The organism is Psychrobacter sp. AOP5-GZ1-6 (genome assembly GCF_052376345.1).
Lineage (GTDB): Bacteria > Pseudomonadota > Gammaproteobacteria > Pseudomonadales > Moraxellaceae > Psychrobacter.
Window position 1 is genome coordinate 1 of sequence record NZ_JBQSVP010000085.1, and the last position, 12,946, is coordinate 12,946.

General features: G+C 42.9%; 10 protein-coding genes. 4 read left to right on the forward strand and 6 right to left on the reverse strand.

The window, feature by feature from the left end:
* A partial coding sequence (locus tag ACT3RN_RS10785) for a YeeE/YedE family protein (protein WP_444518626.1) occupies positions 1 to 967 on the reverse strand: 967 nt, incomplete at its 3' end.
* Positions 968 to 1,372: 405 nt separating this feature from the next.
* On the opposite strand from ACT3RN_RS10785, the gene ACT3RN_RS10790 reads away from it, so the two are divergent.
* Positions 1,373 to 1,984 carry a flavodoxin family protein gene (locus tag ACT3RN_RS10790; protein WP_192519065.1) on the forward strand — a complete coding sequence of 204 codons (612 nt, stop codon included), beginning with the start codon at positions 1,373 to 1,375 and terminating at the stop codon, positions 1,982 to 1,984.
* Between the two features lie 167 nt (positions 1,985 to 2,151).
* On the opposite strand, the gene ACT3RN_RS10795 is transcribed toward ACT3RN_RS10790, so the two are convergent.
* The 5 genes from ACT3RN_RS10795 to tolQ all read right to left on the reverse strand — a co-directional run bounded on the left by ACT3RN_RS10795 (position 2,152) and on the right by tolQ (position 6,154).
* A complete protein-coding gene (locus tag ACT3RN_RS10795; RefSeq protein WP_192519064.1) occupies positions 2,152 to 2,304 on the reverse strand; it encodes a hypothetical protein in 153 nt (50 codons plus the stop codon).
* Positions 2,305 to 2,500: 196 nt separating this feature from the next.
* Complete coding sequence (locus tag ACT3RN_RS10800; RefSeq protein ID WP_442062459.1) at positions 2,501 to 3,793, reverse strand: translocation protein TolB; 1,293 nt, start codon at positions 3,791 to 3,793, stop codon at positions 2,501 to 2,503.
* Positions 3,794 to 3,929: 136 nt separating this feature from the next.
* On the reverse strand, positions 3,930 to 4,910 hold the full coding sequence (locus tag ACT3RN_RS10805) for a cell envelope integrity protein TolA (protein ID WP_225739140.1): 981 nt from the start codon (positions 4,908 to 4,910) through the stop codon (positions 3,930 to 3,932).
* A gap of 63 nt (positions 4,911 to 4,973) precedes the next feature.
* Positions 4,974 to 5,435 (reverse strand): protein TolR, encoded by a 462-nt coding sequence (tolR, locus tag ACT3RN_RS10810; RefSeq protein WP_192519062.1) that lies wholly within the window; start codon positions 5,433 to 5,435, stop codon positions 4,974 to 4,976.
* On the reverse strand, positions 5,432 to 6,154 hold the full coding sequence (gene tolQ, locus ACT3RN_RS10815; protein WP_192519061.1) for a protein TolQ: 723 nt from the start codon (positions 6,152 to 6,154) through the stop codon (positions 5,432 to 5,434). Before tolQ ends, tolR begins: the two co-directional genes overlap by 4 nt.
* Before the next feature lie 457 nt (positions 6,155 to 6,611).
* On the opposite strand from tolQ, the gene ACT3RN_RS10820 reads away from it, so the two are divergent.
* The 3 genes from ACT3RN_RS10820 (at position 6,612) to ACT3RN_RS10830 (ending at position 12,660) form a co-directional block, all read left to right on the forward strand.
* Positions 6,612 to 7,907 (forward strand): NCS2 family permease, encoded by a 1,296-nt coding sequence (locus tag ACT3RN_RS10820; protein WP_192519060.1) that lies wholly within the window; start codon positions 6,612 to 6,614, stop codon positions 7,905 to 7,907.
* Between the two features lie 779 nt (positions 7,908 to 8,686).
* Positions 8,687 to 11,956, forward strand: a complete 3,270-nt coding sequence (putA, locus tag ACT3RN_RS10825) for a bifunctional proline dehydrogenase/L-glutamate gamma-semialdehyde dehydrogenase PutA (RefSeq protein ID WP_192519059.1) — start codon at positions 8,687 to 8,689, stop codon at positions 11,954 to 11,956.
* An 11-nt stretch (positions 11,957 to 11,967) separates the two neighbouring features.
* On the forward strand, positions 11,968 to 12,660 hold the full coding sequence (locus tag ACT3RN_RS10830) for a 1-pyrroline-5-carboxylate dehydrogenase (protein WP_192519058.1): 693 nt from the start codon (positions 11,968 to 11,970) through the stop codon (positions 12,658 to 12,660).
* Positions 12,661 to 12,946 lie beyond the last annotated feature (286 nt).

Sequence of the window (12,946 nt, forward strand, 5' to 3'; positions counted from 1 at the left end):
AGTTCAGTACGGTTGTAGAATCAGCAAATATAGACGCATTAAGTGCTGCTGCATTCGTTCCTTGCCAATAACCCCAATTGGCGACATCAACACCAAAAGTGCTCGCAATTTTAGATCCCCATAGCGCAAATGCAGAGGTAATACCCCAAGGTTGACCACGTGTTATCAATGTCAGCGCATTTAGAAGACCTAATATGATGGCTGCTGCAAACAGTGGCCAAGAACCACGAAAAATACGTTTCCAGCCTGTCGCAGAAGGTACGGGCGCCATCTTAGGTGCTTTGGTTCTTTTTTCAACCACCAAGGTCATCCATGCAATCAAACCAAAAAGCGCCAAAGAGACCATCCAAGCACCGCTGTAACCCAAACCGGTAGATGTGGCCAAAGAGAACGGCTCAAAGCTTGGCATCTCCTCTGTCCAAAACGGCAAGTGGTAAGCGCCAATAGTGGCACCAACAACAAAGAAGATAAACGTGATAAACATCACCGAACGTCCGCCGCCAATCGCATACAGCGTGCCAGAAGCACAACCACCACCCAGCTGCATACCGATACCGAACATGAATGCACCGACAAGCAGACTGACACCGACTGGTGCGACATAGCCTGCCACAGATCCACCAAAGATAGTCGTACCAAAGGCGAGTATGGGTGCAAATAACGTTACGGCAACGGCAAGCATGAGCATGTGTGAGCGCATCGCTTGCCCATTACCGACTGACATTAGGCGTCTAAAAGCAGAGGTGAAACCAAAGCGTGCATGAAAAAGGGTGTAGCCTAATAGCAAGCCGATACCAAGCAGTAGTGCCTGAGAAATATGCTGGGTATCTAGTAAATAGACAAGCATGAGAAATCCCACAATGGCACCGCCTGCTACTAGCATCTTTTGTGGATCATTCAAGCGAAGACTGTCTCTTGCAATTGGATCTTGCGTTTCGTTTACGGGTTGAACTTTTATCGCTGTCAAAGTGGTGATCTCCTTTGCTAGTATTTTTGATTGGCATGCATTTTTATAGCTTTTGTAAACACTACTTTTGAGTTGTTGGTTGTACTCATGTGTTGTTAGTCAACATAGGAATAAGCGCTACATCATAGTCTTATTGCATCGAAAATAAAAACAAGTTGGAGAGAAAATCTAGAATTAGTATATGCAGTTATGGAATAAATAAAGTGTGATGATGAAAAATCTGCTCTTATCATGTTAGTAGATTGGCTACAATAGACTTTAACAGCATCAGGATTTACATAAGAGAGTTGATAATTTGTCAAATATTGCTACTCTATGCCAGACTGTTAACAGCATTGGTGATTACTGTTCACTTCATGACATATCCTAATATTATTCATTCATCCATCCATTACTAGAGCCCGTATGACTATATCTATATCGCCTGACTCAACAGCCATTAGCCAAGCCAAAAATCTGTCTATTGCTGTTATTTATCATAGCAATTATGGTCATACTAAGCGTGTGGCTGAAGCAATCGTGACAGGTGCATGCCAGCAGTTACCAGCATCGCAAGTCAAAGCGGTAGATGTCCATGAAATAGATTGGGCATTCGTAGATCAAGCAGATTTATTGGTGTTTGGCAGTGCAGTATATATGGGTAGCGTGACTGCTGAATTTAAAACCTTTATGGATGAGACCTCAAAGCGGTGGTATCACCGTGCATGGGAAGGCAAGTGGGCAGCGGCGTTTGCAAACTCGGGTGGGTTGAGCGGTGATAAGCTCGCAGTGTTACAGCAGATATCTCTGTATGCGATGCAGCATGGGACGAATTGGATTGGATTGCCACTGATGCCGACAGGTCATGAAGCGCATGACTTAAACCGTCTGTCTAGCTTTTTGGGTTTGATGACGCAGTCGCTGGATGGTCCACCTGAAAAAACACCTGGATCTGGTGATATTGATACTGCTATTTGGTTTGGTGATCATTTGGCTAAGACCATTATTAAGCATCAACCAGCGAATACACAGAGTTAAGGCGACTTTATCGACCATACCTGATTCAAAAAAGCAGCCATTTCTAAGGCTGCTTTTTTGTAGTTCTATATTATTGAGTGCTAATCTTATACCATGCACAAAAATTAGAGTAGCAAGGAAAACAAGTGCAAGTACTACTCACTGTAGACTAAACAAGTTTGACACCGCTAATCGTATTTTTTGGGATTGGTATTAGCATTAAGTTGAGTAGGGTTAGGCGTTGAGGTCACAGGAATAGGGCTGTCAACAAACTGGATGGATTGGCAGCCTGTCAGTAGCGTCACTGTGCTAAGTAAACTGGTAAGAATGAAGGATTTCATAATAGTATCTCGGTAAGGCTGCGACTATATAAGCGTGTTAAGTTTAAAGCTTGCTCTTATGTTATCTGGCTATAAATAGAAGATTATTCTAGCACTTGATAATATGCTTATTTGTATAAGAAAGCGCCCGATTAGACTATCACGCGCTTTCTTAATTATAGTCTTAGTAATCTATAAAGCTGCTTTAGAGGAAAAGCTACTTTGGACTGGCTGACCAGACGGGTGAGCGTATGATGCCTTGTGCAGACTTACCAAATGTCTCGCCACCATTTAGTGATTTTATCGTAATAACGCCTTTATTACCTTGTTTTGAGGCATATACCACGCGTTTACCATTAGGTGAAAAGCTTGGTGCTTCATCAATACCTGTATTACCCAAGTTAGCCGTTACGGCACCATTGCTATTCATAATAGCGGCTGATGAGCCATTTAAGAAGGCAATCTGCGATCCATCAACACTGAACTGTGGACTGGTGGCATAACTGCTATTTGACAGCTTAATCGTATGTCCTGATGCAAACTCATAGCGATAGATTTGTGGCTTATTGAATCCTGCTTTGTCGGATACAAAAACAAAAGACTTGCCGTCAGGTGCATAGCTTGGCTGCACTTCACTGCTTGGCCAATTGATAATTCTATTAGGCTGACCACCACTGGCGCTTACTTCATAAATATCGGCACTGCCTTCAAAGCTGCTAGAAAATAGTATTTTGCTACCATCGGGTGAGAATGAGGGACTCAAGTTGCTACCAGAATAAGGCGTGAGTGCTGTAGAAGAGCCGCCATCTACGTTCTGTACATAGATAATAGGATATGATTTATCTCGCTGTACAGAGTAAGCAATGCGTTTGCCGTCGGGCGACCAAGCGGGTGAAAATATAGACCCTTTGGCTGTATAGATGGTTCTGGCGTTTGCACCATCAGCATCCATGATTTTCAGGCTTGAGGTTTTGTCTTTGCCTACGCCGATTTCTTCAATATAAGCAATACGACCTGAAAAATCCCCTGGTGTTCCAGTAATCAACTCATATATTTTATCGGCAATGACATGGCCAGCATAACGCATGCTTTCTTTGTCATCCTTAGCTGTTAAGCTCTGTTTGCCTGCCAGTATTCGCCCTGATTTGACCTCAATGACTTCATATTCAGTGGTGACTTTGCCGCGGTTGGTGCTGCTACTACCGACGACTAAGTAAGGAACTCCGATACTTTGCCAGACTGGTAGCGTGCCTGCTAACTCGCTGCTGCTACTTGGTTGCTGTGGCAAATTTTTGCTAGTCGTTTTTAATTCTGTGTTATCTAAATCATTTAAGATAATAGAAGACATGACGGTGTCACCAGCGAAGGGAACGAAAGCGACTTGGTTTTGTTGAATAGGAATTTCGTAATCTAGTTCCAGAACGACAGGAGCTGCAAATATACTTGGAGCAATTAATAAGATTGATGTACTGGTAAGTAAAAATGTGAGTAAGTTTTTATGAGTGCGCATGAGTAAGTCGAGCTCCTGAAAAAGTATAGTTATCATTCTTGTAGGTAATTAATCAGCTATAAAGGTACGGCAGCATCTTGGACAGTATAAGATTCTTAAGATAACATTACCAATAGCATAAAATATGAGCAGCTTATTAGTTACTACCTTTAAACTCTATATTAAAAGTAGGATATTTGGGATCGCTAGTATCTATTGGAAAGCTATCCGCATCCCAAACTGCTTGTTTGGCTGCCTCATTGACCTTACTATCAGGTCCTGAAACCGATACATTGGTCACCTTGCCATTAGCATTTACAGTAATTATTAGCGTAGCGCGTTGAGTCGCACCTTTCGCTCCTATCGGCGGATTATAGTTACGTTTGATTAGGTTGATAATTTCATTGTTGCTAGCACCACGACTGCTTTTTTTTGCGTTACTTGTTGCTTTATCGCCAGATATAGACTCGCCTTTTGCCAAACTATAATCCTGAGGTGCGCCATCAGGATCATTACTTTCAAATTCTATATTAGTACTATCAGCATTGGGACGTGCAATAGTAACAGGGTGCTGTTGTATATAGCGTAATTTCTCAAGCTCAGCTTTATCTTTTCTTAGCTTCTCCTGAATTGGGTCGTGGCTTTCTGCTATCGACTCATCCAATTGTTCTGCCAACTCAGCCATTTGCTGCTCATATACTCTATTTCGTTCAAGCAAGCGCTGATGATGTTCTTCGCTCATGAGTAAGGGGCGACCAGTAGTGTCGTCGGGACGGCTAAAACTAGGAACTTGTTGTGAGCTTGGTTGGGTGCTGTTTTGGTTGGCATCGTTACTGTCAGACTCATTTGCTTGCGTAACTATCGACGAACTGCTGTTGGCACTGGCTGCTTGTGCCTGCGCGGCTGCACGATTGGCCAGTATCTGCCCTTGCATCTCAGCCAGTTGCTCAGGAGAGACCATGACCGTTTCAAGGCTACCAACCATCTCTACCTCAGCGTTTTGATAGCTATAAACCAGCAAGCCAATCACAAGGCTATGCGCTAATAGACTGAATAGCATAGGCATAGTGAGCCCATTTCCTTCAGGTTGGGTAGGCACATAGACGGCAGGAGCATTATTCATAATATTTATACTCATGAACGTGGTTCATTGGGTTGGCTACTATTCTATTGTCAGCTTGATTGAGAATGGTGCTTATAATTAAGGCACAGCAGGCGCGGGTAGTGGTGCACCTGTTAATAGTCCGACCTTTTGAATACCTGCTTGTTGTAACGTTGCCATTAGCGTCATAATGACACCATATTGATTGTTTTGATCGGCATTTATCATTACCTGCACTGGCTGTTCGCCGAGTTCGTTACTCTGAGACTGTAAATTGGATAAGGTGTTAATCAATTCAGGTTCACTCATCGGTAAGTCGATATTATTTTCATAACTGATAAAAATCTCTCCAGTATCCGTCAAAGAAACAATCACAGGTAGCTGGCTTTGGCTCATGGTGTTGGTTTGCTCTTTTGGTAAATCAACATCAACACCAGTAATTAGCATCGGTGCTGTGACCATAAATATGACCAGCAATACCAGCATCACATCGATGTAAGGGACAACGTTCATCTCCGCATTTAGCGCTTTTTTTTCACGGCGATAGGGACTTTGTTTCATAACCCTTGCACCTGCGTTGCATTCGCTGGCGTTTCTCTTTTTGTGCTGCTTTCTACACTGGTCTCACGCTGGAGCATGCCGGTCATTTCATCACAAAACAGCGCCCGCGAGTCATACAAGCGACTGGATTTTGCGGTAAAGTGATTATAAGCCAATACCGCAGGAATAGCAGCAAACAGACCCATCGCCGTCGCGATCAATGCTTCAGCGATGCCAGGTGCGACCGAAGCTAGAGTAGCTTGCTCTGTTTGAGACAACCCTAAAAAGGCATTCATGATGCCCCAAACGGTACCAAACAGTCCGATATAAGGCGCGACCGATCCGATACTTGCTAGCGTCGTTAGCCCTGACTCTAGTAATTGCTGCTGACGACCCAAACCAACTCTTAGCTTACGCTCAACACCATCGATGATGTCGTCTTTAGGTTGGCGCTTTTTATGCATTCTGAGGTATTCTGAAAACCCAATATAAAAAATTTGTTCAAGTCCTTGGCGTTCAGGTGATCCTTGCACACCTTGATAGAGTTTGGCCAAATCTTCTCCTGACCAAAACCAAGTCTCGAACTGTTGGTCGAAGTTTTGGGCTGTACCAAGCCGTGCACTCATACGAAAAATAATCACCCAACTGAACAAAGAGGCTAATAATAATAGTGCCATCACAATCTGCACCAATAGGCTGGCTTGGGTAACAAGATCGATAATATTTAATGACTCAGGCATGTAATAAACTCACGGATAGTTGACGTCAGCTGATATGGTGCATTACGCATACCAGATAGGATCTTTGATAACATAAAAATATGATAGGGCAATAATTCTGCATACTTGTATCAACCGCTTAGTTTACTGTTAAATGAAGGAAAGGTCATTATTAAAATGTTAAATACCACATAATTATATAGATATTTATGCATATAAGCTTACTTGCCAAGGTCGAAAGGATTTTATAAATAAATCTCTGAAATATTTTTTAACAGTTTTTTCTAAAGTTATGAAAGCAGGTATTTGTACTCACAAGGTACGGGTAGCGATTGAATTTGCATAGTAACTTCTCTAGAATGTTACACTTCGTTACTGATGCCTTCTGGTAATGACGTCACTATTTGTTTGTTGATGTCACCTCTATTTGAGACACCAATAAATTTGTTCTTTCACTAGCAAGCTGGGCGCGACACTTATGAATGCAATCGAACGTTATTTTGGAATCAATGGTCAAAACACCACGATTAAAACGGAAATTCTTGCCGGTTTAACGACTTTTTTGACGATGGCTTATATTATTTTTGTTAATCCTAACGTGCTGGCAGATGCTGGCATGGATAGAGGTGCTGTGTTTGTTGCTACTTGTTTGGCAGCAGCAATCGGGTGTTTGATTATGGGGCTTTATGCTCGCTTACCAGTTGCTCAGGCTCCTGGTATGGGGCTGAATGCCTTTTTTACTTATGGCGTTGTGCTAGGCATGGGGTATACGTGGCAAGTAGCACTTGGCGCGGTATTTTTGTCTGGTTGTATCTTTGTGCTGTTGAGTCTGTTCAAGATTCGAGAGATGATTATCAACTCTATTCCTGTGTCACTCAAGCAAGGCGTGGTCGCTGGTATCGGTGCATTTCTAGCGTTTATTGCATTACAAAGCTCAGGGGTTATCGTTAATCATGATGCTACTTTGGTCGGTCTAGGAGACATGACGACCTTTGGACCTGCAATGGCTGCTATCGGATTTATTGTCATTATGGCTTTATCCTACAAGAAAGTCCCTGGTGCAGTGACGATTGGTATTTTACTGGTGGCGTTGGTTAGCTTATTAACTGGCAATACGCAATTCACAGGTATTATATCTACACCGCCATCGATTGCTCCTACGCTGATGCAGCTTGATATTGCTGGTGCGTTTGATGTGAGTATGATCAGCGTTATCTTTGCTTTTTTATTCGTGGATTTGTTTGATACAGCAGGTACGTTGATTGCGACCACTCAACAGGCAGGATTGGTCGACAAAGATGGTAAAGTTAAGAATATGGGTAAAGCCATGTTTGCGGATTCTACGGCAACGGTCGCAGGTACATTTCTAGGTACGTCATCAACGACCAGTTATATTGAAAGCGTTTCAGGAATTGCCGCAGGTGGTCGTACAGGGTTGGTCGCTGTGACTGTCGGTGTGTTATTTTTACTCAGTATTTTCTTTGCACCATTGGCCAGTATGATTCCTGCTTATGCGACAGCAGGCGCGATATTTTATGTGGCAGTATTGATGTTAGGCACACTCAAAGATGTTGAGTGGGCTGATTTAACTCAGGCGGGACCAGTCGTCGTGGTATTGTTATTTACACCATTAACGTACTCTATTGCCGACGGTATTGCACTTGGTTTTGTTACTTATACAGCGACCAAAGCATTGACGGGTAAATTCTCTGACATCAGCATTCCAGTATGGATATTGACCATTGTGCTATTGGCAAAAATTGTTTTTGTTTGATTGGTTATACTGCAAGTTAGGGTTTGTTGAGTACTAAAATGTCAATGCCGTTGTTCTGAAAAATCATTAGCATGTGAAAATCTCTCTTTATCTATCACTGATAAAGAGAGATTTTTTTTGGCCGAAATATGGGTTACATCATTACGATTTTTTTTAAGTATTTGATTTAAAAAAACAATTGATTTTCTATCGTAAATAGGGAGATAAGACCAAAGCGTCATTGTGAAAAAAGTGCTGATAACTGTTTGTTTTTTAGCGGTATATTAATTTATAAAAACTGACAATATCGTTAGTTTGAATTTTTTTTTTCATGATACTATACTCAAGTTAAGCGCATCACCTCAATCAACGCCGTAGAGGTTTTTCTTACAGTGAATTAGTATCATATTAGATGATGGATTTGTGTTTATTAATACGATTTACTTTCGTTTTGATAATATGGTGTTAAATGATTCTATATTTAACATTGTTATCGCAAAACCTGATCATCAAACTCCTTTCACTACTAGCAAGAAGAAGGCACTAATGCCGCTTAACTTTTTATTGTTGCCTTTGTATTGTTAACGTAGCCGTTTAACACTTGAACGACCTACTTAATGGTTCCCAGCTGATGCTGGATTTTCTCGTTTTGTGATGGCGCCATTTGGTTCTTTGATTATTATTGTGAGTAGGTATTTATAACGACTATTTATTTAGTGGTTATAGCCAGCTATGCAGAAAAATTAGAATTCCTAAAGCACCATTTATTATGGTTTTTAAACGATAGTTATGGAGTGGTTATGAACCCAGTAGACCAATTTACCCCGCAAGAGCCGATTTTATTCAAACCGGTTGACTTGTTGTTGCCAGAATACATGACCCAATCAGCAGACACACTACATGATCGTATCACGCCACTATACAGTGTCGATGAAGAACGTTGGTTGTCTGAATTGTTGCCACTTGCCAAGCCTAGCACTGAAGAACGTGATGCAGCGGCTGAGCAAACGCGCCAGTTGGTAGAGTATGTACGTAATGATGGCAAAGCCGTCAAGATGGTCGATTCTCTACTGCTTGAATACAGTCTTGATACTCAAGAAGGTATTTTGCTAATGAGTTTGGCAGAAGCGTTGATTCGAGTGCCAGACAACTATACGGCTGATGCACTGATTCATGACAAAATGAGTGTGGCTGATTGGAAAAAACACATCAAGAATGACAATGGTTTTATGGTCAATGCTTCGTCATGGGGCATGATGATGACAGGTCGTGTTGTTAGCATTGATAGCAATACTACGGCGTCAGGATTTTTGGATCGCATGACTAAGAAGATGGGCGAGCCTGTCATTCGTAGTGCCATGCAGAAAGCCATGCGTATCATGGGTCATCAGTTCGTATTAGGCGAAACGATTGAGGGTGCGAATAAAAATAGTCAGCCATATCGTAATAAAGGATATACCTACTCGTTCGATATGTTAGGTGAGGCGGCGATCACGCATAAAGATGCCGAAAAATATTTCAATGACTATTTGCATGCGATTAGAGCCACCGCTAGCATTAAAGTCAAAGAGGGTATGCCGAAGCCGTCAGTATCTATTAAATTGTCAGCACTGCATCCTCGCTATGAAGCGACACAAGAAGCACAGGTAATGGGGCTACTGCGCCAACGCTGCTTGTTGCTTATAGAAGCGGCACGTGAAGTCAACGTGGATCTGAGTATCGATGCTGAAGAAGCCGACCGTTTAGAGATTTCTTTAAAACTGTTTGAGTCTTTATATCGCGACAGTTTGACAGAGGGCTGGGATGGTCTAGGTATCGTCGTACAGGGCTATTCTAAGCGTGCAATTGCTGTATTGGCTTGGCTGGCTCGTTTGGCGATAGAAGTAGGTGACCGCATTCCTGTACGTTTGGTAAAAGGTGCCTATTGGGATACTGAAATTAAGCTTGCTCAACAAAAGGGTTTGTCAGGCTATCCTGTTTGGACACGTAAAGAAGGCACGGATACGGCTTATCTTGCCTGTGCTCGTTTCTTATTATCAGAGCATCTACGCGGATTAATCTGGCCACAGTTTGCCACTCATAACGCGCACACACTTGCGTCGATTATGACCATGAGTCAGCATAGAGACTTTGAGTTCCAACGCTTACATGGTATGGGTGATGCACTTTATGATCATATCTTACAAGCGTATAAAATTGCGGTACGTATCTACGCACCTGTTGGCGCACATAAAGACTTACTGCCGTACTTAGTGCGTCGCTTGCTTGAGAATGGTGCAAACAGCTCGTTTGTGCATCAATTGTTAGATAAGTCTTATCCAATTGATAAACTGACCGTACATTCATACGACAAGCTGCTGACCAATGCCACGTTGCATAATCCAGAAATACCGTTGCCACTAGAAATTTACGGTGAGCGCCGTGCCAGTTTTGGTCCTAATATATTCACAGAATCACAGTGGTTATCGTTCAAATCTGAGATCGACAGCCATTTGAATAAAACTTGGTCAGCGATGTCTGTTATCAATGGCAAAGCGATTGACAGCTATGAAGATAATGGCGTTACTCATAAGCTTGATCGTCAGGCGGTCAAAGCACCTTGGAACCATGAAGTAATCGCTGGTGACGTTGTCTATGCCAATGCAGACATTGCACGTCAAGCGGTTGATACGGCGGTGGCAGGAGAAAGTATCTGGCAAGCGGTACCTGCTACTAAGCGTGCTGAAATACTGCGCAAAATAGCTGATCTCTACGAAGAAAACTATGCTGAGCTGATGGCGATCTGTCAGATTGAAGCTGGCAAGACCATGCAAGATGGTATCGATGAGATCAAAGAAGCCGTTGATTTCTGCCGTTTTTATGCGGATGAAGCTGAACGTCTGGATGGTGTCGTCCATGAGTTTGCCGATTTATCTGGCAAGCTGTCACGTCAAGTGTACAAACCGCGTGGTACGTTTGTCTGTATCAGTCCTTGGAACTTTCCATTGGCTATTTATACGGGTCAAATTGTGGCAGCACTCGCGTCGGGCAACACCGTCGTGGCGAAACCTGCCGAGCAGACCAGCTTGGTTGCGCACTTTGCGGTACAGTTGATGCATCAAGCAGGCGTGCCAGTAGAAGCATTGCAGTTAGTAATTGGTGCGGGCGACGTTGGTGGGGCATTGACAGCCGCTGCTGATATTGCAGGTGTTATTTTTACTGGTTCAACTCAGACAGCACAGTACATTAATCAAAGCCTAAATAATCATGAAAAGGCCAGCGGTGAGCTGCCCGTGTTTATCGCTGAGACTGGCGGTCAAAACGCCATGATAGTTGATTCGACAGCACTACCAGAACAAGTGGTTAAAGATGCGGTTCTATCAGCGTTCGGTTCAGCAGGTCAGCGCTGTTCAGCTTGCCGTATTTTGTGCGTGCAAGAAGAAATGGCTGATGATTTGATTGAGCTGTTACAAGGTAATATGGCGGAGCTGTCTGTCGGCAATCCGTTATACGCTGCGACAGACGTGGGCCCAGTGATTGATGCAGATGCCAAGCAAGGTCTTGAAGCGCATATCGAGCGTATGCGTGATGAGCCGACTGCTACTATTTTGGCACAAACACCAATGAGTTCGAGCTCAGTGGTGAGCCAAGAGCAGTCTACTTTTGTATTGCCAACGGCGATCGAAGTAAACAGTATCGATGTGATCGGTGGTGAGCACTTTGGCCCAATTCTACATGTGCTACGCTATCAAGCGCGTGACCTAGATAAGCTGATTGATGCGATTAATGCCACAGGTTTTGGTTTGACCTTGGGTATCCATAGCCGTATTGAAAACACTACTGAACATATTGAGCGCCGTGCTGTGGTAGGTAATACTTATGTTAACCGTAACCAAATCGGTGCAGTCGTAAACGTACAGCCGTTTGGTGGCTGTGGCTTGTCTGGTACTGGCCCTAAAGCTGGTGGTCCGCATTATGTTGCTCGTCTGATGAAACTAAGTACTGAATCAACCAGTACGAATCAGTCAGGTGTTAATACCGCAGTGACGCAAAACCAATCTCAAACAACCACTCAATCAGAAATCGCGTAAGGAGTAGCAACATGGCGACAGAATTCAAAAAAAATCATGCCCAGGTTTGTGAATCTTGGCGACTGCTTGGCGCAGTCAATCGCGCTGTTTATCTACAAGCGGCTATTCCAAAACTGGCCTTACTCACGGGTGATGCCAACAAAGCAAAGCGCTTGTTTAATCATTTGTTGAATGAAGCACCTAGCCTAGATGAAGTGCATCGTATGACTGGTGCTACTGGTGAGTCAAATGATTTGTATGTGACGGCTCGTGGGAAAACCATGGTCATCGGTGGTGATTCTGCCAAAGCGATGGCAGTACTTGGTCAGTTAATAGCGGCACTTTTGACAGGTAATGAGGTGATATTACATTGCCCAAGCCAAGAAGAGATGTGCAATGAAGCGGCAAATATACTCTATGATGCTGGTATCAGTGATGACGTCATTAGCGTGGCAAACGACTCGCAAACGGTCACATTGTTATATATTGACCGTCTTGCGCAAGTTGCTGTCGCTGGCAGTCGCAGTGAAGTGCAGGAGATTAGCCAAGAGCTTGCCAACACCGACGGTATTTTGACTCAAGTGATTAGTGTGACCGATATGGAAGGTTTTTCGGAGATGCTAACACCTGATTATCTCCATCGCTTCGTCACTGAACGAGTAAAAACAATCAACACTACGGCTATTGGTGGTAATGCGAGCTTGTTGGAGCTTGGTACAGAGTAGTTGATTTTACCAATACCAAACAATAGAAATGGTGTTGGAATCTAATCGAATTGACACGACGGTCAGCGTTTATTTATTGATATTTTCAATGAATAAGCGTTGACCGTTTTTTTAATTAAAGGTTCAGCAGACATTAATTGCTCAATATTGATGAGTAAAAATACAATTTTATGAGTTGTGTATTAAATAAATATAATGATAATATACCCCACTCTCAACTTCGAAAGTGATTGAAAAAAGAAGAGCACCTCACTAATCTATTGTTTTCGACCAAGAATACAATGGA